Source organism: Aquimarina muelleri DSM 19832 (assembly GCF_000430665.1).
GTDB classification, from domain to species: domain Bacteria; phylum Bacteroidota; class Bacteroidia; order Flavobacteriales; family Flavobacteriaceae; genus Aquimarina; species Aquimarina muelleri.
Map to the genome: position 1 here is coordinate 40,562 of NZ_AUML01000006.1, position 23,582 is coordinate 64,143.

General features: G+C 30.0%; 21 protein-coding genes and 1 tRNA gene. 16 read left to right on the top strand and 6 right to left on the bottom strand.

What is annotated here, in order from left to right; translation table 11 throughout:
• Positions 1-48 precede the first annotated feature (48 nt).
• A complete protein-coding gene (locus H527_RS0105110; RefSeq protein ID WP_027411708.1) occupies positions 49-687 on the bottom strand; it encodes a peroxiredoxin in 639 nt (212 codons plus the stop codon).
• A 275-nt stretch (positions 688-962) separates the two neighbouring features.
• Here H527_RS0105110 and H527_RS0105115 point away from each other — a divergent pair, with 275 nt between their 5' ends.
• From H527_RS0105115 to H527_RS21465, 6 genes are all read left to right on the top strand, one after another.
• The gene (locus tag H527_RS0105115; RefSeq protein ID WP_027411709.1) at positions 963-3,197 is read left to right on the top strand and encodes a tetratricopeptide repeat-containing hybrid sensor histidine kinase/response regulator; all 2,235 of its coding nucleotides are present in this window, start codon (positions 963-965) and stop codon (positions 3,195-3,197) included.
• A 122-nt stretch (positions 3,198-3,319) separates the two neighbouring features.
• Positions 3,320-4,486, top strand: a complete 1,167-nt coding sequence (locus H527_RS0105120) for a trans-sulfuration enzyme family protein (protein ID WP_027411710.1) — start codon at positions 3,320-3,322, stop codon at positions 4,484-4,486.
• Positions 4,487-4,546: 60 nt separating this feature from the next.
• A complete protein-coding gene (gene bshB1, locus H527_RS0105125; RefSeq protein WP_027411711.1) occupies positions 4,547-5,263 on the top strand; it encodes a bacillithiol biosynthesis deacetylase BshB1 in 717 nt (238 codons plus the stop codon).
• 58 nt (positions 5,264-5,321) lie between these two features.
• Positions 5,322-5,397, top strand: a tRNA-His gene (locus H527_RS0105130).
• Positions 5,398-5,585: 188 nt separating this feature from the next.
• The gene (locus H527_RS0105135) at positions 5,586-7,784 is read left to right on the top strand and encodes a PAS domain-containing sensor histidine kinase (RefSeq protein WP_027411712.1); all 2,199 of its coding nucleotides are present in this window, start codon (positions 5,586-5,588) and stop codon (positions 7,782-7,784) included.
• On the top strand, positions 7,781-8,170 hold the full coding sequence (locus H527_RS21465) for a response regulator (RefSeq protein ID WP_162143807.1): 390 nt from the start codon (positions 7,781-7,783) through the stop codon (positions 8,168-8,170). Before H527_RS0105135 ends, H527_RS21465 begins: the two co-directional genes overlap by 4 nt.
• Before the next feature lie 33 nt (positions 8,171-8,203).
• Here H527_RS21465 and H527_RS0105145 read toward each other — a convergent pair whose 3' ends face one another.
• The 3 genes from H527_RS0105145 to H527_RS0105155 all read right to left on the bottom strand — a co-directional run bounded on the left by H527_RS0105145 (position 8,204) and on the right by H527_RS0105155 (position 11,021).
• The gene (locus tag H527_RS0105145) at positions 8,204-9,313 is read right to left on the bottom strand and encodes a DEAD/DEAH box helicase (protein ID WP_027411713.1); all 1,110 of its coding nucleotides are present in this window, start codon (positions 9,311-9,313) and stop codon (positions 8,204-8,206) included.
• 253 nt (positions 9,314-9,566) lie between these two features.
• A complete protein-coding gene (locus H527_RS0105150) occupies positions 9,567-9,950 on the bottom strand; it encodes a hypothetical protein (RefSeq protein WP_027411714.1) in 384 nt (127 codons plus the stop codon).
• 180 nt (positions 9,951-10,130) lie between these two features.
• Positions 10,131-11,021, bottom strand: coding sequence for a DUF72 domain-containing protein (locus H527_RS0105155; RefSeq protein WP_027411715.1), 891 nt, complete (start codon positions 11,019-11,021; stop codon positions 10,131-10,133).
• An 89-nt stretch (positions 11,022-11,110) separates the two neighbouring features.
• On the opposite strand from H527_RS0105155, the gene H527_RS0105160 reads away from it, so the two are divergent.
• Both H527_RS0105160 and H527_RS0105165 read left to right on the top strand, forming a co-directional pair.
• On the top strand, positions 11,111-11,848 hold the full coding sequence (locus H527_RS0105160; RefSeq protein ID WP_027411716.1) for a LolA-like protein: 738 nt from the start codon (positions 11,111-11,113) through the stop codon (positions 11,846-11,848).
• Positions 11,849-12,147: 299 nt separating this feature from the next.
• Positions 12,148-12,552, top strand: coding sequence for a hypothetical protein (locus H527_RS0105165; RefSeq protein ID WP_027411717.1), 405 nt, complete (start codon positions 12,148-12,150; stop codon positions 12,550-12,552).
• Between the two features lie 101 nt (positions 12,553-12,653).
• Here the strand turns inward: H527_RS0105165 and H527_RS0105170 are convergent, their stop codons facing one another.
• The gene (locus H527_RS0105170) at positions 12,654-13,601 is read right to left on the bottom strand and encodes a phosphoribosylaminoimidazolesuccinocarboxamide synthase (RefSeq protein WP_027411718.1); all 948 of its coding nucleotides are present in this window, start codon (positions 13,599-13,601) and stop codon (positions 12,654-12,656) included.
• A 137-nt stretch (positions 13,602-13,738) separates the two neighbouring features.
• Positions 13,739-14,695, bottom strand: a complete 957-nt coding sequence (locus tag H527_RS0105175; protein ID WP_027411719.1) for a PhoH family protein — start codon at positions 14,693-14,695, stop codon at positions 13,739-13,741.
• Between the two features lie 259 nt (positions 14,696-14,954).
• Between H527_RS0105175 and H527_RS0105180 the strand changes: the two genes are divergently transcribed.
• The 8 genes from H527_RS0105180 to H527_RS0105215 all read left to right on the top strand — a co-directional run bounded on the left by H527_RS0105180 (position 14,955) and on the right by H527_RS0105215 (position 23,571).
• The gene (locus H527_RS0105180) at positions 14,955-15,785 is read left to right on the top strand and encodes an SAM hydrolase/SAM-dependent halogenase family protein (RefSeq protein WP_027411720.1); all 831 of its coding nucleotides are present in this window, start codon (positions 14,955-14,957) and stop codon (positions 15,783-15,785) included.
• Between the two features lie 29 nt (positions 15,786-15,814).
• Positions 15,815-16,099 carry a putative quinol monooxygenase gene (locus H527_RS0105185; RefSeq protein ID WP_027411721.1) on the top strand — a complete coding sequence of 95 codons (285 nt, stop codon included), beginning with the start codon at positions 15,815-15,817 and terminating at the stop codon, positions 16,097-16,099.
• A 65-nt stretch (positions 16,100-16,164) separates the two neighbouring features.
• Entirely contained in the window at positions 16,165-18,564 is a 2,400-nt protein-coding gene (gene gldG, locus H527_RS0105190; protein WP_027411722.1) for a gliding motility-associated ABC transporter substrate-binding protein GldG, read from the top strand.
• Positions 18,565-19,410: 846 nt separating this feature from the next.
• Positions 19,411-20,133 (top strand): ABC transporter ATP-binding protein, encoded by a 723-nt coding sequence (locus tag H527_RS0105195; protein WP_081414553.1) that lies wholly within the window; start codon positions 19,411-19,413, stop codon positions 20,131-20,133.
• A 165-nt stretch (positions 20,134-20,298) separates the two neighbouring features.
• A complete protein-coding gene (locus H527_RS0105200) occupies positions 20,299-21,339 on the top strand; it encodes a hypothetical protein (protein ID WP_027411724.1) in 1,041 nt (346 codons plus the stop codon).
• 130 nt (positions 21,340-21,469) lie between these two features.
• On the top strand, positions 21,470-22,816 hold the full coding sequence (locus H527_RS0105205; RefSeq protein WP_027411725.1) for a DNA recombination protein RmuC: 1,347 nt from the start codon (positions 21,470-21,472) through the stop codon (positions 22,814-22,816).
• A gap of 32 nt (positions 22,817-22,848) precedes the next feature.
• The gene (locus H527_RS0105210) at positions 22,849-23,190 is read left to right on the top strand and encodes a hypothetical protein (RefSeq protein ID WP_155837809.1); all 342 of its coding nucleotides are present in this window, start codon (positions 22,849-22,851) and stop codon (positions 23,188-23,190) included.
• 12 nt (positions 23,191-23,202) lie between these two features.
• Entirely contained in the window at positions 23,203-23,571 is a 369-nt protein-coding gene (locus tag H527_RS0105215) for a hypothetical protein (protein ID WP_027411727.1), read from the top strand.
• Positions 23,572-23,582: the final 11 nt, after the last annotated feature.

The window sequence follows — 23,582 nt, forward strand, 5'->3', positions numbered from 1 at the left end:
AAATTTCTCCGGAAAATTTCTCCGGAGAAATCCTATTAAATTTATTTGTTAGTTTGCAGCTAAATAAGAAGCTACTCCTTCTCTATTTGCATTCATTGCTTTTTTTCCTTCTTCCCAGTTAGCAGGACATACTTCTCCGTTTTTTTGAACATGTGCATACGCATCAATCAATCTCAAAAATTCTGCTACATTTCTACCTACAGGCATATGGTTTATCCCTTCATGAAAAACAGTTCCTTCTTCATCTATTAAATAAGTAGCTCTATAAGTTACGTTATCTCCTTCAACAGTTACAACACCTGTTTCTTCGTTATAGACTTCGTTAGTTATATCAAGAATCCCTAAAGTGCTTGAAAGGTTTCTATTAGTATCTGCAAGAATCGGGTAAGTTACCCCTTCTATTCCTCCATTATCCTTAGAGGTATTTAACCATGCGAAATGAACCTCTGGTGTATCGCAAGAAGCTCCTATTACAATTGTATTTCTTTTTTCGAACTCGCTTAATGCATTTTGAAAAGCGTGTAATTCAGTTGGACAAACAAATGTAAAATCTTTTGGATACCAGAACAGCAGTACTTTTTTATTTTTATTTTTAGCTTCTTCTAAAATATTAAGCTTAAAAGTATCTCCCATATCGTTCATTGCATCAACGTCTAGATTTGGAAATTTTTTACCTACAAATGCCATGTTTTTGTTTTTAAATTTATTATTGATTATTTTTTACAATACAAATATACAGCTAGCTTAAAGAACAATTATAATTACATAATTTTAATTGTTTATATTCGCATAGTTTTTTCTAATCATTCAACACTTCTTATGATTTGAATAACAATTCCTACAAAAAAAATCAAAAACCTACAACTAATACGGATAAATTACACTTTTTTTACGGTGAATAGCACTATCTTCAATCTATTTTTGTACTTTCGTTCTTATAAATAGTTAAGAATTATTAAACGTTGAAAAACCTTATTCAACATATAACCATCTTATTTTTAATAGGTTTTACTCAAACTGTACAATCTCAAACTTCTTTAACCTCTGACAGTATTCAAGGTTACATTGAGAGAGCTGAAAAATTACAGGAAGAATACAAGTATGAGCAATCATTAGAAATAGCCAAAGCCGCACTTCAAAATGCGCAATACAATAACGATGATAAAAGTCTTGGATATATTTATAATATTATTGCCAAAAACTATGAAATTAGTGAAGATGATAATAAAGCACGAAGCAACTATAGGAGAGCGTTAGTTTATGCACAGAGTTCTAAAAGTAAAATACTAGAAACCGATCTATATAATAATCTTGCCAGAGTATATACTAAAAACAATTTAACTCGAAAAAAAGGAGTTGATTATTATAAAAAATCTTATGAGTTTGCCTTAAAACTTAAAGATACTTCCAGAATGATACGTCCTCTTTTAAACCTTGGAGAATATTATATTTCTAGAAATGACTTTGATAGCTCGTATGAGTATCTGGCGCCTGCAAGAAAACTTATTTACAAACGATCTAACAATCTTGTTAAAACAAAAATAAACAGTCTTTTAGGAAAATATTACTTGAGTGTTCCAGAATTCGAAAAAGCTAAAAAATACACTAATAAAACAATTTTTTATGCTATTGGAGAAACCAAAAACAAAGAAAACAATGATGAATTAATTTCTACCTATTATGAAGAATTAGCATCTGCGTACGAAACAAAAGCAGAACTTTACAGTAAGCAAAATGATTTTAAAAAAGCATTTGATTATCAAAAAAAACAGTTTCAAAATATTTTAAAATCGAAAGACTACAAAAAACTAAAAGAATTAAGAAGAGAAAACATTAAGTACGAAGTAGATGTTTTAGAAAAAAGAGCCAAAAAAGCCGAATCAGAAAAAAAAGAAAGTGAATCCGAAGTATTAAAATGGAGAATTAGTATTATTCTAGGAATTATTTTAATCCTTATCTCTTTAGCTTTTCTTATAAGTTCTTACAAAAATAATCTACAAAAGAAAAGACTTAATAATGATCTAATAGATAAGAATAAACAATTAATAAGCGCCAAAGAAACAGCAGAACAAGTTTCAACATTAAAGTCTCAGTTTATTTCTACAGTAAGTCACGAACTTAGAACTCCTTTATATGGCGTAATTGGCCTTACCTCTTTACTCATGGAAAATCCTGACAAAAAGAAAACAAATGAATATCTCGAATCTTTAAAATTCTCTGGAGACTATCTATTAGCATTAATAAATGACGTATTACAATTAAGTAAAATAGAAACTAATGAAATAAAACTCGAAAAAGTTTCTTTTGATATTAAAACTTTAATAGAAGGAATCGTTAACTCTCTACATACCAAACAAAAAAGCAATAACAATAATGTACACATTGATATTGATAAAAAAATAAATGCAACCTTAATTGGGGATTCTGTAAGACTTTCACAGATATTAATAAACTTAATTGGTAACGCTCTTAAGTTTACAAAAAATGGTAACATTTGGATTACGGTAAAATGTATAGATATTAAAGATGGAAGCTACATACTTCGGTTTGTAATAAAAGATGATGGCATTGGAATCCCTAAAAATAAACAGAAAACAATTTTTGATAACTTTGCCCAAGTAAAAAATGAAAATCAAGAATATGAAGGCACAGGACTTGGACTTGCCATTGTAAAAAAACTTATACATCTTCATGATAGTGAAATTCACATTATAAGCAACGAGAAAAAAGGTTCTGAGTTTTATTTTGATCTTTTTTATGAGAAGGCTATCAAAGAGCAAGAAATCTCTTTGAAAACAGGAGAAAATATAAGCGTTGGAACAAGTAATTTTCATGTACTTATTGTTGATGACAATAAAATAAATCAAATTGTTACCCAAAATATCTTAAAGAAAAAAGGATATACTTGTAGTATTGCTAACAATGGCATGGATGCCATTGAAATGATAAAAAGTGAGAATTTTGATTTAGTATTAATGGATATTAACATGCCAGAAATGAATGGCTTGGAAGCTACAAAAGTTATACGAACATTCAACACTAATATCCCTGTTATAGCTCTAACTGCTGTTGAAGAAGGAGAAATACGAAATCAAGCTTTATCTGTTGGAATGAATGATGTCATAATCAAACCCTATGATACACAGCAATTTTTTCAAACAATCATGAGAAACATCTCCAAAGTAAAAATGAACTAAAAGACTATCCCTAAAAAAACTCAAAAACAAACCTATACAGAACATTTAATCTGTTAAATCTTATCTGATATCTTATGAATATATTAATTTAGATGCAGAACTTAAAGATTAACACCTTAAATATGAATATAAAAAACATAGGGTTTAATACCATTTGTACCCACGTAGGAGAGATTAAAGATCAACAATTTAAAGGTGCGATATCTCCCATATATCTATCAACCTCGTATGCATTTGAAGATGTGGACGTAAAAAGATATCCAAGATACTTTAACACTCCTAATCAGGAAGCTTTATGTAAAAAAATAGCAATGCTAGAAAAAGGAGAGTCTTCTTTGATTTTTGGAAGTGGTATGGCTGCAATAAGTACTACATTATTTGCTTTTTTACAAAAAGGAGATCATATTGTTTTACAACGTACTCTATATGGTGGTACTGCTAATTTGGTAAATGAAGAATTTATCAAGCATGGTATCGAATTTTCATATGTAAATTCGCAAACAGCAGAGGGTTTTGAACAAAAAATACAATCTAACACTAAGGTTATTTATATAGAAACCCCTTCTAACCCATTACTTACTATTACAGATATAAAAGCAATAGGAGCGTTAGCAAAGAAAAAAAGAATTATAACCATGATAGACAACACTTTTGCTTCTCCTGTAAACCAAAATCCTATTGTATTAGGAATAGATATCGTATTGCATTCTGCTACAAAATACCTTGGTGGACACAGTGATATTTTAGCAGGAGCTGTAATTTCTACTGAAAAAAACATAAATCAAATTTTTCAAGTAGCTAAAAATTTTGGCGGAAGCTTAAGTGATTTTACAGTTTGGATGTTAGAAAGAAGTATAAAAACTTTAGGAATTCGAGTAAAACAACAAAATAAGAATGCTATTAAGCTTGCAAAATGGCTAGAGAAACATGAAGATATTGCAGCAGTACATTACCCAGGGTTAAAATCTCATCCCGATTATGAGATTGCAAAAAAACAAATGAAAGGTTTTGGAGGCATGCTATCTTTTGAACTGAAAGAGGGATTAAATTCAAGTGATTTTCAAAAAGAACTAAAACTAATTAAAAGCTCCATGAGTCTTGCTGGAGTAGAAAGCACTATTCTATCTCCCACACTTACCTCACATGCATTATTAACAAAAGAAGAACGCAATTTACAAGGAATAAAAGATAGTTTACTTCGACTTAGTGTTGGTATTGAAGAAAAAGAAGATTTAATGCAAGATATTCAACAAGCAATAGAAAAAATAAAAATTCCAGAATTAAATTAAATTCTTTAATGAAGTATTAAATAAAATATATAAAAACTAAAACATAATAAATTCAAACAAATGAAATTAGACATTTTAGCTATAGGAGCTCACCCTGATGATGTAGAATTAAGCTGTTCAGGAACTATAGCCAAAGAAATAGAAAACGGTAAAAATGTAGGAATATTAGATCTAACCAGAGGAGAACTAGGTACAAGAGGCACTCCAGAAATTAGAGATCAGGAAGCTAAAAATGCTTCTAAAATCCTAGGAGTTTCTACTCGGATAAACCTTGGTTTTAAAGATGGTTTTTTTACTAATGACAAAGACCATCAATTAGAAATCATAAAAATATTAAGAAAACACAGACCCGAAATAGTTTTATGTAATGCTATCACAGACAGACATATTGATCATGGCAAAGGCAGTAAATTAGCAAGTGATTCCTGTTTTTTATCTGGTTTACAAAAAATCGAAACCTCTATAGATGGTATAACTCAAGAGCCCTGGAGACCAAAAAATGTATATCACTACATCCAATGGAAAAATATCGAACCAGATTTTGTAGTAGATATAAGTAACCATATCGATAAAAAAATAGAAAGCGTAAAAGCATATGCCTCTCAATTCTATGATGCAGAAAGTAAAGAACCTACCACTCCTATATCCAGTAAAAATTTTCTAGAGAGTATTAAGTATCGAGCCGCAGACCTAGGAAGAATAATTGGCGTACAATATGCTGAAGGTTTTACTGTAGAGCGCTATTTAGCAGTAGATTCTATTTTTAATTTAATTTAATTGAAAAAAAAGTTTGTTTGTATTAAGAAAAGTTTTATTTTTGCACCCGAAATTAAATGGTGGTTGTAGCTCAGTTGGTTAGAGCATTGGTTTGTGGTACCAAGGGTCGCGGGTTCGAATCCCGTCTTCCACCCAAAAACAAAAGGATTACAAGGCAACTTGTAATCCTTTTTTATTTTAACAGAATATTTCAACCTCTTTAAACCCTCCCCATCTGAATCATTTAGGATCTTTACGAAAAAGATTTATATATTTTTGAATCCAAGGTTTAGTCTAAAATCACAAATCATTTTGTAACTTTAAGTAGAATTAACTTGTAATTATGCCTTTTACTTTAGAAGAATTTAAAATTTTATCTGAAAAAACACTTCTTTTTATTTTTATTTTAAAAAAAGATGGGACAATAACTTCCTGTAATAATCGATGTTCTGTACTATTTCCCTTTTGTAAAAATGAAATTGAAGGAAAATATATTACCGATTTCATACTAGATGAAGATGCTGACACTTTTAAACATTTAGTTTCTAACCTAGCTAATGAAAACCATACAACCAACAAGTCTTTTAGTTTTCCTTTAGGAAAAAAAGGCATAACATCTATTAAGTTTGATTTTACACTACACCAAGATTTAATTTACGCCACTGGGATAGATACTACAGAAGAACATAAAGAGCATAAAGCACTATTAACAATCTCAAAATTAACCAAAACTGGCGCTTGGTACTTCAACCCTAAAAACAATGAAACATATTGGTCTAAAGGTTGTTGTAAAATAAAAGAATCAAACCTCAGCACTCTCCTAAATAGTAACAATAATTTTTATCCAAAAGAATCTAAGATAAGAGTAAAAAATTATCTTCAAAGGATTATTAGTGACAAAAAAACACACGAATGTATCGAAAAAATAACTACTGAAAAGGGAAATGAAAAATGGGTGAAAATTATCGGAAAACCAGTTATCTACAAAGAGGAAGTAATTCAGGTTAATGGCACTATTACAGACGTTACAGATCGACACAACTATATAGAGAAATTAAAACACAGTGAAGAAACTAAGCATTTAGCCTTAAAAGGAATACAATCAGGTTTATTTGACTATCATATAAAGAAGAATGAAGTATTTTACAGTTCTGATTTTAAAAAAATGTTAGGACTACCTTTAAATCAAGATTTTGTTCCAGAAAAAGAGTTCATTAAGATGATACATCCAGATGATCAAGAAAAAATGCTAAAAAGAAGATCTGAAAATTTTAAAGAAAAAGGAAATTATTATTATAATTTTTATCGTATTAAAGTTCTTAATAAAGGATACAGGCATTACGAAATTTATGGGTTCAAAAGAAAAAATACCAAAGGAGAAGTAATTAGAATGATTGGTAACCTAATAGACGTGCATCAAAAAAAGAAAAACGAAAAAATCATAGCCGAAAACAAAAATCGTTTGCAAGCAATGGTAAATAACGGGTTTGCATACATGGCTTTATTAAGCACCAAAGGCAAAATCCTAATGACCGATGAAAAATCTATAGAAATTATAAAACGTGATTTTAATGTAGACCCCACCAAAGTAGCTTGTCGATTTATAGATGTTACCCCACTTAATTTAAAAAATTCTTTTGCACATGAATTTAATGAAGCATTAAAAGGAAACATTGTAAAAAAGGAAGTTGAACGTATCACACATAAAGGAAACCTACAATGGCTTGAAGCTAAATACACTCCTATTTTTGACCAAAACAAAAAACCTAACTCGGTTCTAGTTAGTTTTCATGACATTACAGAACAAAAATTAGCAGAAATAGCTATTAAAGAATCTCATATCAAAGAACAAGAACTAAACAGTCTCAAAACCAATATATTATCAAATTTTAGCCACGAAATAAGAACTCCTTTAAACGGTATAATGACAGTAAGTAAATTATTACTAGAAGAAGAAAAACCCGAAGAGAGAGAGAAACTTATTGAATATTTAGAAGAAAGTAAAGATAGACTCCTAGGCACTATAAACAACTTATCAAATTTTAGCGAAATAGAAGCTATAAAAAACAATTTAAACGTAAAAGAATATGACATCAATTACACAACAGAAACCTCATACAGGGAATACAAACACATGGCAGAAGCTAAAAACCTCTCCTATAAACTAGAGCTGGATCCAACCTCCCCAAAGGTAAAGATTGACCAAATACTATTTAGATCTGCACTAAACAATATTATTCATAATGCTATTAAATACACCAACAAAGGAGGTATAATTATTAAAATTAAAACAAAGAAATCAAAAAATAATGTTTATATTTCAATTACTGATACTGGAATTGGAATAGATCAAGACAACCTTAAAAAAATATTTGATCCTTTTATGCAAGAAAGTATTGGTTTAAGTCGAAAATATGAAGGCACTGGTATTGGCTTAAGCTTATCTAAAAGATATATTGAAATACTAGATGGGCAAATAAAAGTAACGAGCAAAATAGGTAAAGGCACAAGATTTAATATTATAATTCCAAAATGCTTATGAAAATTCTCTACGTAGAAGACAATAAAATAAATGCAATGGTAATGGATAAAATGTTATCCAAGAACAATTCTGATGTTATTATTGCTGAAAATGGCTCACAAGCACTTAAAATTGTAAAACAAGAAAACTTAGACCTCATCCTTGTAGATATAAATCTCGGTCTTAATCAAATGGATGGCTGTGAATTACTTCAAAGGTTTCGTAAATTAGACATGCTTAAAAGTATCCCTGTTTTTGCCGTAACCGCTTACGCTATGCCTGGCGATGAGCAACGGTTTATAAGTATTGGTTTTGATAATTATTTTTCTAAACCCGTAAATTTTGAGCAACTTCTCTCGGTAATATCAAAAATAGGATCGCCCCTAAATAAAAAAGAAACTATCTAATTTTTTTTTAAGAAAAAAAAACCACTCACTATATCATCTAATCTGATTAAACCTAATTCCTAACTCTTTTTCTAAATCTCTAATAACTTTTACTTCGGACTTTGTTACTAAAGCCAATGATATCCCTTTTTTTCCTGCTCTTGCTGTCCTACCACTTCTATGTGTATAATACTCCATTTGGTCTGGAAGTTGGTAATGTAAAACAAAAGCTAAATTAGCAACATCAATACCTCTTGCTGCCACATCTGTTGACACCAATAATTGTAGCGTTTTATTTCTAAAAGCTCTCATTACTTTATCACGATCTTTTTGAGTCATTTCTCCTTCAAGTAAACCTACTTCATAATTCTTAGCCTTTAATTGCTTATGAAGTGTTCTTGCAGCGGCTTTAGTTTTCGTAAAAACAATACCTCTTCCTTCTTTTTGAGTTTTTAAAAAATAAATTAGCGTATCCAATTTATTTACCTCATCCCCTACTACAAATTGGTGCTCAATACCTTTATTAACAGCATCATCTTTATCTACTGTAATTCTTATTGCATCATTACTAACATAAGAGTTTATTATCTCGTTTAAAGAAGCTGGCATTGTTGCAGAAAAAAGCCAAACATTTCTATCTCCTTTAGTTTTTGATAAAATTGTGGTTAAATCTTTTTTAAATCCCATACTCAGCATTTCATCAGCCTCATCCATTACTAAAGTTTTAATTTTAGAAATATCTATTGCTTTACGACTCATTAAATCAATCAACCTTCCTGGAGTTGCTACAACTATATGTGTAGGTCTCTTTAATCTTGACAACTGTATTTCAATTTTTTCTCCACCATATACAGACTCCGTAAAAATCTTATCCGTATACTTAGTGAATTTAAAAAGTTGTTTTGCTATTTGTTGTCCTAGCTCTCTTGTTGGAGCTAAAATCAATGCCTGTGTATGTTTTTTTGACGGGTCTATTTGAGATAGTATAGGAATTCCAAAAGCTGCAGTTTTTCCTGTTCCTGTTTGCGCCTTACCAATAAAATCGGTTTGACTATTCATTAATACTGGAATTGCTCGTTCCTGAATTTTTGTAGGAATACTTATCCCCATTTCTTTAAGACCTTTACTAAGATCCTTAGATACTCCCAATTCTAAAAAAGTCATACATATCTTGTTTAAGCTACAAAAGTAAATGAATATCTATTCATAATTGAACTTAATCAAAAAATAATACGATTTACGGATGAGAATTCCGTATAAATAATTGCAAAGGTTTTTCGCTAGATTGATGAATCAAATTAAAGAATAGCCATATCTATTGTTTCATTTTATGAAGAAAATATAGTAGAAAAAGAATGCGATTATATACGAGATTTTTATTCGTAAATCGTATAACTAATAAGATTCCTAAATAATTTTAGCAAGTAATATTCATGAAGTAAACAAAAAACTGTTTTTTTAAGGTCAAACCTTTTTTGTGAGAATGAGATTTATTCATACAAAAGCCACCTGAACAATTAAAATCTGATCCTTCATCTGATGTTATAACATCTAATAAACTAACTTCATGGCTATGCTCATGATTCAAATGATCGGCTCTTTTATTAACATTAAAAATGTAAGAAAAAACTTTCTTATCAACAGGCGTTGTCTCTTGTTTTACAAAAGGATTAAAATTTGATGAAAATATGTTTTTCTGTTCAAAATTAAGCGAGCCAATAAAATTATCTGATTGAGAATACCCTATATCAACCGAAAATAAAAAAATAACAGAAATAGTTGTAAGTAAAAGTTTATTCATATAGCTATATTTAAGAATTATGAAGCAATTTTTATTAGGACTCTAAGTCAGTATCTTACAAGAACAAAAATTATCTTTATATAATTTTTGTTCTAAATACATCGGTAAAGTACATATATATTCGTCAAAAAACAAAAATTGTTAAACTTTTAACATTATAAAAAATAAAAGAATAATCATTTAAAATAACTTAAGATCGTCCGATAGCTGATTAGGCAAATTTAATTTTGTTCCTAAGTTATCATTTAGCATATTTATAAAATATCTAGAAAGTAAAGGTGACTCTACTTCGATATTTTGGTGAACAAAAAAATGTATCTGATTTACCCCTTGACCTTTCCATTCAACAAGTCTTTTCATCCAATCCTCTAACCTATCATAGTCCGACTCATCGTTAGCACCTACAAACCTTACAAACGCCTCTTTGTTGGTAAGTCGCATATGCAAGAGATCTCTCCTACCAGCAGTATCTGTTATAATATTTGTTATATTATTACTTTCTAGAAGAGCATATAACTCATTTGCAATTACAGGATCATTAAACCAATCTGTATGTCTAAATTCTATCGCCAAACGTATCTCTTTAGGCCATTTTTCTACAAACTTTATTACTCTATCGAAATCTTTAGGAGCAAAATTACTATGCATTTGCAAAAATATAGTCCCTAATTTTTCTTTTAAATGTATTACACTAGATAAATATTTATCTACATAAGGTTGTACATCCTCATTTAATCTTTTTAAATGAGATATATTTTGCACAAGCTTAGGAAAAAACTTAAATCCATCTGGGGTTTTGTCATACCACTTCTTAAATTGATCTTCAGGAAAAATCCTATAAAACGTTGCGTTAAGTTCAATAGAATTAAACTGGCTTGAATAATATTCTAACTCATCCTTGGTTCCTTTGGGATAAAAACCTTTTAAATCTTGCTTATTCCACTTAGCACATCCTACATACACAGATAAGTCTCCCTTGCCCTCCTTCTTTAAAACGGCGGCTGTATTCTTATTATCTACAGGCAATGTAAAATCTATAGAATTAGGGTCCTGCACTTTACCAAATTTCATGTCTAAATAATAAAGATTAATAAATTAAGTGTAACAAAAATAAGGTTCGATTGACTAATTTTATGAAAACATCATAAAAAATTATAACAATGAATGCTTTAAAATCTATTTTGGTAGCTATTGTATTAGCTATTTCATCATCTTTTTACGCTCAAACTGCTGACGAAATAATTAATAATTACTTCGAAAACACAGGAGGTAAAGAAAATTGGGAAAAATTAGAAGGCATTACAATGAAAGGTGTAATGAAAATGCAAGGTAAAGAGATACCTTTTGAACAAGTTATGATGAAAGATGGTCGCCAAGTAACTACTATTGAGTTACAGGGAAACAAAATCGTTTGGGCTGCTTATGACGGAGAAATTTCATGGTCTAGAAACCAAATGACAATGGAAGCCGAAAAAAATGACATTGAAACTACCGAAAATATTAAAAAACAAATTAAAGATTGGCCTTCTCCATTTTTGAACTATAAAGAAAAAGGGTATACCGTTGAGCTAGTAGGAAACGAAACTATAAATGGTACAGATACTTTTAAAATAAAAGTCATTAAAAAACCTATAACTATTAATGGAGAATCTCAACCAAATATCTCTCATTACTACTTCGATACAGAAAATTTTACGCCAATTATTATTGAAGAAGAAATTCAGGATGGTCCAATGAAAGGGCAAAAAATAAAAATGTTTATTAGTAATTACCAAAAGGTTGAAAACCTATATTTCCCTTTTTCGCAAAGTAGTGAATTTCAAAGCATGGACTTTAAAGAATTTCATCTAAATCCAGAAGTGGAAAAAACATTATTTTCCTTCCCTGAAGGAAAATAATACCAAAACACAACAATAATAAATTATGATTGTACAACAATGAACAAATTTACTTGTAAGTACAAAAATAGGATATCAAATTACAAGCTTTAAAAACTATTACTAAGTAGTAACAATTCGTATATAAATAACTTAGTATTAAATTAACACCCCTAAAAGACAAAAAGAGTACATTCATATAATAGTAAATACATTTTGAATTTATGGCAATTCTATTGTTTATAAGTCGTTTAAAACTCTAACCATCATTTTGATTTTTGAACACTACAATTAATTATTTTTAGTAAACCTTCATCATTATGGAAAACAGGGAATCAAATTTATTGGCAATTCGACCTCAGTTATTAAATGCACGAGTTTCTGAAAACATGTCTATTGACGAGCAGTTTCAAAATAAAACGATTCGGCCAGTTATAAAATTACAAGCAAATTTATTATTAGAAGTATTTAAGAATTATATTAAAAAAAGGAAAAATACCTTTTATGAATTATCCTTAGAAAAACGTTTCGATTTTATTGAAAATGCTATCCAAAAGGATATGAAATTCAGAAACAGTTTAAAAGGAATGATTATTGGGCAATTTACCGTAGAAGAATATTTGGTCTATATTAAAAATTCTTCTGCATTAAATAAGCGGATGATGAATATTGTAAAAGAACGTTTACAAGATAGTATCCAGTTATTAGAACATAAAGTAGCTTAAATTCACATTAAAATATTACCAAAAAAGCTGTATAATTTTGTTATACAGCTTTTTTGATAATATTACTTAATTTTTGTTTTAACAAACTCTGTTTTTATTCTTTACTTTTTCAGATATTCTAACACATTGTCTTCAATTCGTTTTTCGATATTAGACACATCTCCTTTTTCAAAGGAAACCCCTGTAATATTTTCATACAACTCGATATAGCGATCAGAAACAGATTTTATATATTCTTCTGTCATATCAGGAATCTGTTGACCTTCTTTACCTTGAAAACCGTTACTAATAAGCCATTGTCTAACAAATTCTTTAGACAACTGCTTTTGTGACTCTCCTTTTTGTTGTCTTTCTGCATATCCTTCAGCATAAAAATAGCGAGAAGAGTCTGGAGTATGTATTTCATCTATTAATACAATTTTGCCATCTTTAGTTTTTCCAAACTCATATTTAGTATCTACCAAAATTAACTCTCGTTTTGCAGCAATCTCTGTTCCTCGCTGAAAAAGTTTACGGGTATAATCTTCTAGAACTAAATAATCTTCCTCAGAAACTATTCCTTTTAATAAAATATCTTCTCTAGAAATATCTTCATCATGCTCCCCATTATCTGCTTTTGTAGATGGTGTAATAATTGGTTTTGGAAACTTATCATTTTCTTTCATCCCATCTGGCATAGCAACCCCACAAAGTATCCGCTTTCCTAATTTATATTCTCTGGCCGCATGTCCTGACAAATACCCTCTAATAACCATCTCTACTTTAAAAGGTGTACAAAGATGACCTACCGCTACATTTGGATCTGGCGTTGCAATTAACCAGTTTGGAACCAAATCTTCTGTTTCTTTCATCATTTTAGTAGCAATTTGATTAAGTATTTGCCCTTTAAAAGGGATACCTTTTGGCATTACCACATCAAATGCAGATAAACGATCTGTAGCAATCATTACTAAAAGATCATTATTTATATTATATACCTCTCTTACTTTTCCTTTATAAACAGATTTTTGATTAGGAAAATTAAAGTTTGTATCTACTATCGTATTCATTACTTAATTTATGAGTATTTTAATTTATGAGTATTTTAGCTTGTAATTATATAAGTATTTATTTCTGTATGTTTTAGAAAACATCATACTCTTAACATCAAATACTAAAACACTTATCAACTTATTTTTAAATAAACTTATCCGTTACTGTTTTCAATATCCTTATATGCTGCAATAACTTTCTTTACTAATTTATGTCGTATCACATCTTTATCATCCAAGTAAATCATACCGATTCCTTGAATATTTTTTAGCACTAACAATGCCTCTTTTAATCCAGATGTAATTCTTCTTGGCAAATCAATTTGTCCTGGATCTCCTGTTATAATAAATTTTGCATTTTTGCCCATACGGGTCAAAAACATTTTCATCTGCGCATGTGTTGTATTTTGTGCCTCATCCAAAATTACAAACGCATTATCTAAAGTTCTACCTCTCATAAATGCCATAGGAGCAATTTGGATAACCCCTTTCTCGATAAAGCTTTCTAATTTTTCATTAGGAATCATATCTCGTAACGCATCATACAAAGGTTGCATATAAGGATCTAATTTTTCTTTAAGATCTCCTGGCAAAAATCCTAAATTTTCTCCCGCTTCTACAGCAGGACGTGTAAGTATTATACGTCTTACTTGTTTTTCTTTTAAAGCTCTTACTGCTAATGCAACTCCAGTATATGTTTTTCCTGTTCCCGCAGGACCAATAGCAAAAACCATATCATTTTTATTACAAGATTCCACCAATTTTCTTTGATTAGCAGTTTGCGCTTTAATCAACTTACCTCCTACACCATGAACTAATGTTTCTCCACTATTAGCAGATGTTTCATAATCTGCTTTACTTTGGCTGGTAAGTACCCGTTCGATCACATTCTCATCTATATGATTATATTTAGCAAAATGTTCAATCAGCATATTCATGCGTTTATCAAACTCTTCGAGCATGTCTTCATCACCATACACCTGCATTTTACTGCCTCTTGCTACAATCTTTAACTTAGGAAAGTGTTTTTTTAATAATTGAATATTGCTATTCTGAAGTCCGAAAAACTCTCTCGGATTTATGTCTGTAAGTTCAATAATAAGTTCGTTCAAAAGCTATCCGTATTTTAGTATGATTTTTTTTAAGGATTGACTAAGTTTGCTAAAGCTATTTTAGGTTTTGTAAGGGAAACAAAAAATGTAAAACATATTTAATAACAAACTCGTGTCTTATCAAAATAAGAGGGCTAAAGAATGTAACTTATAAGTTTTACTACCGTTTTTGACCCAAATTAAAAACTTTAAGTAACTTCATAACAAATTTACATATTTTTAAGTGCTTACAACTAAAAAATATTAACAAATCGTATTTATGCCAATAATAACCTTAACTACAGATTTTGGAATCAAAGATCATTTTGTATCTGCGGTCAAAGGGGCTATTTATACAGAGTTTCCAGATGCTAAGGTTATTGATATATCGCATGAAATTTCGCCTTTTCATATCACTGAAGCTGCATATATTATACAAAATGCATACAAAAGTTTTCCAAAAGGAAGTATTCATATTATAGGTATTGATAGTGAACTTAACCCAGAAAACAAACATATAGCTGTACAACTGGATGACCATTATTTTATTTGCGCCAATAACGGATTAATAAGTTTAATAACATCCGAGTTTAATCCAGATAAAGTTGTAGAAATAAATATTCATGATACTATAATATCCAATTTTCCGGTATTAGATGTTTTTGTAGCAGTTGCTTGTCATATTGCACGAGGTGGCACACTTGAGGTTATAGGGAAAAACACACAAGAAATTAAAACCATAAAAGGGATTACTCCCATTGTAAATCTAGGAGATAAACAAATAGTGGGCAGTATTATATATATAGATAATTACGGCAATTTAATTACTAATATTACTCGCAAATTATTCGAAGAAGTAGGAAAAGGTCGTAAATTTAAAATTACAGCACGTACTGCTATTTTTGAAAACGTATACCAGAGATATAGCGATGCTATCAATTTTGAAATAGAAAAAAGTAAGCGAGAAGAAGACGGTAAAAAACTAGCTATTTTTAACTCTTCTGGATATTTAGAATTAGCTATTTATAAAAGCAATCCTAAAACCGTAGGTGGAGCCTCTAGCCTATTTGGTTTATATTATCGGGATACGGTTAGTGTAAATTTTGAATAGTTTTATGTTATATAAAAAAACAAAAAAAAATGATTAAACGAGTTGTGAAAATGGGATTTATCCCTGATCAAATTGATGCTTTTTTAGAAAATTTTGAAAACAACAAAGATAAAATCAGAAATTTTGACGGTTGTAGCCATTTAGAATTGTGGCGGGATATAAACCATCCAAATCAATTTTTTACATATAGCTATTGGAAATCTGAAGAACACCTCAATAACTATAGAAACTCTTCGTTATTCAAAGGTGTTTGGGAAAACACTAAAAACAAATTCAATCAAAAACCCGAAGCTTGGAGTATATCCGAAGTTTAATTTATTTATGATATATAGCTCTCCTTATTTTCTTAATACCTGAAACTTCTAACTTAAAAACAACTATGTTTGCATTAATCCGAAAAGAAATTAACACCTTTTTCTCCTCTGCCGTAGGGTATCTTGTTATTGCTGTTTTTTTGATCCTTAACAGTTTATTTTTATGGGTATTTAAAGGGCAATTTAACATACTAGATAGTGGATTTGCTGATCTTTCTCCTTTTTTTCAGATTGCCCCTTGGGTATTATTGTTTTTGGTTCCTGCAGTTACTATGCGAAGCTTTTCTGAAGAAAAAAAACAAGGTACACTCGAAGTATTATTTACAAAACCAATTAAAATTTGGCAATTAGTTTTAGGAAAATACATAGGCAGTTTATCTTTAATCAGTATCGCGTTAGTGCCTAGTTTGCTTTATATCCTTACTATTCATCAACTCAGCAATCCCATTGGGAATATCGATATCGGTAGTATTATTGGATCTTATATCGCCTTACTTCTACTCTCCTCCCTATACACTGCAATAGGCATATTTTGTTCTTCAATTACTAACAATCAAATTGTTGCTTTTATTAGCGCAGTATTTTTATGCTTTATATTTTATTTTGGCTTTAGTAATCTTGTAGATTATGATATTTCAATATCCTTTTCCTCTTTTGTTGAACAACTTGGAGTACAAATGCATTATGAACGCATTAGCCAAGGTATTATAGATACAAGAGATGTTGTTTACTTTTTAAGCATCATATTATTATGCATATTTTTCACTATTATTTCTCTTAAAAAAGGAACTATAAAACAAAAAATAAAACCTGTTAGCCTTACTCTGGGAGCTACTATCCTGCTCTTTTTATCTGGAAACTCATTATACAACCGTTTTGATCTAACACAAGATAACCGCTATACCCTTTCTAAAGCTACCAAAAACTTAGTGATCGAAGCAGCAGCCCCTGTAGTTATAGACATATTACTTGAAGGAGATTTTCCTTCAGAATTTAAACGTTTACAAATAGAAACAAAACAGCTATTAGAAGAATTTAATTCTTTAAACCCAAACATCCAATATATTTTTACTGATCCATTAAAAGAAGAAGCTGTACGCTCGCAAACTATACTAGAATTGCAAAAATTTGGTCTTACCCCTATGGAAGTAAGTGTAAAAGAGAATGGAAAAACAGAAATAGAAACTGTTGTTCCCTGGGCTATTGTAAGTTATCAAAATAACAGCGTTAAAATCCCCCTTATAAAAAACACTATCGGAGCAACTTCTGAAGAACGTGTACAAAATTCTATACAGCAGTTAGAGTATGCTTTTGCAGACGGATTAACCAAACTTTTACACCCTAAAAAACACAAAATCGCTGTATTAAAAGGTAACGGTCAATTACCTGATATCAAAATTGCTGATTTTATCAAAACCTTACAAGATTACTATTTTGTAGGAGCGTTTACGTTGGATTCTGTTGCTAAAAATCCCGAAAAAACACTAGCCGATTTGCAAAAGTTTGATATGATAATCAATGCAAAACCTACCGAAGCCTTTTCAGAAAAAGAAAAATATGTCCTAGATCAGTTTATAATGAATGGTGGTAAATCTCTTTGGCTTTTAGAATCTGTAGCAATGGAAATTGATAGTCTAATGAATCCCGAAGGAGCTTCTGTTGCCATAATGCAAGATTTAAGGTTAGGAGATGTATTATTCTCTTATGGGGTACGAGTTAATCCAGTTTTGGTTAATGATTTGTATTCTGCACCACTAGTATTAGTATCTGGACAAGGAAATGAAACTCAATTTACTCCATATCCTTGGTTTTATGGATCCTTAACTAAAAGCACCAGCAACCATCCTATCGTAAAAAACATAGAATCTGTAAAATTTGAATTTTCAAACCAAATTGATACGTTAAAAAATAGTATTAAAAAAACAATATTATTAACTAGTTCTGATAAATCTAAGATAGAAGGTGTTCCAAAAGAAATACGATTAGATAATATTATAAGAAAAAAACCAGACATAAGCAGTTATACCCAAGGGCCTCAAAACCTGGCTGTACTATTAGAAGGAAACTTTAAGTCTACGTATAAAAGTAGAATAAAACCTTTTAAAATAAAAAGTGATAAAGAAAATAGTAGCGCTACAAAAATGATTATTATTGGAGATGGAGATATTATAAAAAACCAAACCAGAAAAGGACAACCAGTAGAGCTAGGTTTTGACCCATCTATGAATCTAAAATACGGAAACAAAGAATTTTTATTAAATACTGTTAACTATTTGTTAGATGACTCTGGTCTTATCGAACTAAGAAGTAAAGAAGTTAAAATAGCCTTTTTAAATATTGACAAAACTATTGCTAATAAATCTCTTTGGCAGACTATTAATATTTTAGTACCGTTATTAGTTTTATTCTGCTTTGGAACTATATTCTCTTTTATTAGGAGAAAAAAGTACCAGAAAAACTCTTAAAAAATATAACTCTAACCCAGTACAGCAACGTAACTGGGTTTTTTGTACTAAAGTGAAGAAAAAAATCTATTATTTCAGGAATCACAAATCGTTTACCTTCCCAAACGAGAATAATACGATTTACGAATAACACCTTCTAAAAATTGTATTGAAATTCCATAAAAAACCAAAAGCTAAACGATAAAAATATAATATCGCTCTACAGTTAAAGATAAAAACCCCACATAAAACCTTAATAATTGCTATAGTTAAACAAGAAATCCAGCCGTATTTTACGACAACACATCCAGTAGCACTGGAATCGTCCCGCGTTTTACGGCAGCATATCCAGTGGCACTGGAATCGCCCCGTATTTTACGAGACGTTTTCCAGTTTGGTTTACTCATTCTAAATAACACACATATACACCTGAATATCAAATAAATAAAATTATACATCAATAAATAGTTCGCAAACAATTATTAGCAATACAAATTAGAGATTTTTAAAACAAAAGGAGATATACGTACTATTTTAAAGTATAATTGATATTAAACCTACTTTGTCATCTTATATATACTTTTATTTGATTTTTGGATTTACCATTAACATTCCTCTAAACCTCTCTTCGAAAGGGAGACTTTTACTCCTTCCTTTGAAGGAGGGCCAGGATGGATGCATTTTTAAACCTAAGATAACAAAGTAGGATAAAACCCTTAACTTAATTACATCGATAATCTGGGTTAAAATTCTATTTTCTATCTTTGATAAAGAATAGCCCTAAAACTATACACCATCGAGTCTGAAATTCTAAATATCGTTCTTAAAACAGAAAATCTTTCTATTGGTTACCGAACCAAAAAGAAAATGAATGTTATTGCTACAGATATTAATCTCAAATTGCACCAAGGCGAACTTATAGGCTTAGTAGGTGCTAACGGAATCGGAAAATCTACTTTATTACGAACCTTATCCCGAGTGCAACCTGCTCTACATGGCAAAGTTTTATTATCAGACCAAGATATTCAATCTTTTAAATCGGTTGAATTAGCCTCTCAACTAAGTATAGTTTTAACAGAACAAATTGCTTCAAAAAATCTAACCGTTCAAGAACTGGTAGCATTAGGTAGGCAACCATACACCAATTGGGTAGGGACAATGGCCGAAGCAGATATAGAAAAAATAAGAAAAGCAATTGAAATTACTCATATTACAAGTTTAGTAAACAAAAGGTGTTTTGAACTAAGCGATGGGCAAATGCAAAAAGCACTCATTGCACGTGCAATAGCACAGGACACCCCCTTTATAATGCTAGATGAACCTACCACACATTTAGATATTTATCATAAGGCATATATTTTAAAGCTATTAAAACGTCTTGCTTTTGAAACAAAAAAAACAATACTTTTTTCTACACACGAAATAGATTTTGCAATACAATTATGCGATAAAATGATAGTTATGAATCGTGATGGATTTGAGTTTGGAAGACCAAAAGAGTTAATACAATGTCGTGCATTCTCTTCTCTTTTTCCTGAAGATTTAATTCTTTTTGATACACAAACTGGTAGTTATAAGGTAAGAAGCTAAATACTTTTCTACTATGAAAAAACCAACACCTGCCTCCCATTATTAACTCTTTAACGATTAAATGTGCCTCTAATGGTATAACAGTACATATTTTACGCTATCTGCAACACACTATTTGAGCTGAAAACAATACTTTTACACAGAATTTAAAAAACCTATGCAATTATGAACAAAATTTTAAAATTTAAATCAATTTTAACCTTATTTATTATCGCTGCTGTTACATTTAGCTGTAGCTCTGATGATAATGAAGATATACAAGGTCCAAGTACAGAAACAACTTTTGATCTAAAAGTAACGAATACTAATGCAGGTAATACTGCTGAACGTGATTTAAAAATTACTACAGCAGAACTTAACTCAAAAGTGAAAGTAAATGTAACTTTTACTTCTGAGAAATCGATGAGACGATTATATATTGCTCAAAGTATAAACGGTGAAACCAATATTCCTTTTATATTTGACAGTCAAGAGGTAGATGAAAAAAAAGATGGATCTGTTGATCTTGTAGGGGATGACAAAAAAACATTTACTTTTAATATCGATTTTAATACTCCTACAACTGCAGATGGTACTATTACTTATATCCTTTGGACTACCACAGGAAGAGGAGACTTTAGAGATATCAGTAAAAGAAATGCTATCGGGGATTTTGATTTTGGAACAATCACAATCAAAGCTGGTAATGGTGCTGTAGGTGATGGATTAAAATCTTACACACAAACTATCCTTAACGCTCCATTAGGAGACGGTTCTTCTAGTACATTTATGTCTATTTTTGATGGAGAGATTTATAAAATTAATGAAGGAGAAGAATTAGCTTCTTTATGGGATTTTGGATATTACTACGGTAATACGAATAAAGCGTCTTTGGCATCTGCGAACAACTATCCTACTGATATTATAAATGTACCAGCTATAGGTGGTGTAACTGCTGATGAATTAAATAAAGTCTATTTTGAATTATCATCTAAAACTGTTGCTGAATTTGATGCAATAACCACAAAAAGTGATTTAGATTTTATTGTACAATCTACAAGTCAAAGAATAAACAACTTAGCAGTTGGTAATGTAATAGATTTTGTAGATAACTATGGCAATAAAGGAATGATAAAAATTATTGAAATAGTTTCTGGTACTGGAACTAGCGGTAAAATTACATTTGATATAAAAGTACAAACTAAAGACATTACACTTAAGCTATAATTTTATAATTAATAAAATTATTAACAGATAATAGTAAGAGGCTATCTTTTTAAAAAGATAGCCTCTTTTTTTAATCTACTGAACAAGGTATCCCTGCTAAATCTTTATCTTTGAATAAACGAAAGAGTACATGTCAGAATACACACCAATCATCATTGCTATAACAACAATGATAATTTCAATTATCGCTGGTTTTTTTATAGGTAAATATGTAATAACATTACAGTATAAGAGCGAAAAAAGTACTGTTGATGAAAGAGCTAATCAATTATTAGTACAATTTAACGAATATAAAAACACTTCAGAAAAACAAGTATCTGAAATAACTAAAGAACGAGAAGAGATTCGTAGAGAAAAAGATTTTCTTAGTACAGAACTTACTCGCCGTAATTCGGAATATGAAAATTTGCTCCTAAAAAATAAAGAGCAAAAAGGTGAAGTTGAAAAACTCCAAGAAAAATTCACTAAAGAATTTGAAAACCTTGCTAATAAAATTCTCGAAGAAAAATCTAATAAATTTACAGAGCAGAATAAAGAAAATATCAAAAACATTCTAAATCCTTTACAAGAAAAGATCAATACGTTTGAAAACAGAATTGAACAAACTCATAAAGAAAGTATTGATTACCATGCCGCTTTGCGCCAACAAATAATTGGTCTTAAAGATCTTAATGAGCAAATGAGTAAAGAGACAACCAACCTAACCAAAGCATTAAAAGGAGACAGTAAAATGCAAGGTAATTGGGGAGAACTGGTACTGGAACGTGTATTAGAAAAATCTGGATTAGAAAAAGATCGAGAATATTTTGTGCAGCAAAGTTTTACAAAAGAAGATGGTCAAAGAGTTATGCCAGATGTAGTAATTTATCTGCCAGACAATAAAAAAATGATTATTGACTCTAAAGTAACACTTACTGCTTATGAACGATATGTAAATGAAGAAGATGAGACCTTACAAGCTGTCCATCTTAAAGAGCATATCACCTCATTAAAACGCCATGTTGACCAGTTGTCTGAAAAAAATTATCAAGATTTATACGATATTGAATCTCCCGACTTTATACTAATGTTTGTTCCTATTGAACCTGCATTTGCAATCGCCATAAATCAGGATAATAAATTATATAACCAAGCATTTGAAAAAAACATAGTAATTGTTACCCCTTCTACCCTACTTGCTACCTTGCGAACTATTGATACTATGTGGAACAATGAAAAACAACAACGTAATGCTATCGAAATTGCTCGTCAAGCAGGAGCTTTGTATGATAAATTTGAAGGACTGGTTAAAGACCTTATGGGTGTTGGTAAAAAAATTGATGATACAAAAAAAGATTATTCGGCAGCAATGAATAAATTAGTAGAAGGCAAAGGAAACTTAATTACTAGTGTAGAAAAATTAAAAAAAATGGGAGCTAAAGCTAAAAAATCTTTACCCGAAGCTATTATTAACAGAGCTATAGAAGAAAACGAATAAATCGTATTAAAAAAAAACATAAACTGATAATTATGACATCAAACTTTTCAGAAATATTACTCAGAATAACAGGGTCTTTGTTTTATATCTTACCTATTTTGATTTTTATTATTCTTGCCATCTATTACATGAGTAAAACACAGTCTTCAAAAGAAGGAGCTTTAATTCTTATTGGTAATATATTAATTCTAATTGTGGCTATATTACATCAATTTTTATATTTATTTATTGATGATTTTGGTTTTGACTTATATGCAATAATTAATGTTGGTGTAAATGCAATTTCTTTTGTTGGATCTGTTTTATTTTTAATAGGTCTATACATGATGATTCAAAAAATAATTAATACCCAAAAAGATTCTCTCAAAAACTAAGAAACAATCAATATGAAAAAAATACTTGCAATACTTATTATAGCAATTACATTAATTTTTGCTGGCTGGTATGCTTTTATCTATTATGCATCTTATAGTGAAGGAACACGAAGCGGAGAACTTATAAAATTTAGCCATAAAGGGCTAGCTATCAAAACTTGGGAAGGAGAAATCAGCCAAGGTATATCTGGAGCGCAAATATTCAGTTTTTCAGTAGAAGCTAACAAAAAAGATATTATCCAAAAATTAGAAAAATTTCAGGGTAGATATGTAAAATTAAAATACAAAGAACGATTTGCTCAAGTTTCTTGGCTTGGAGATACAAAGTATTTTGTCATAGATGTTATAGAAGAAGAGTCTCCTCATTTCAGAAATAAATAAAATAACGGTTA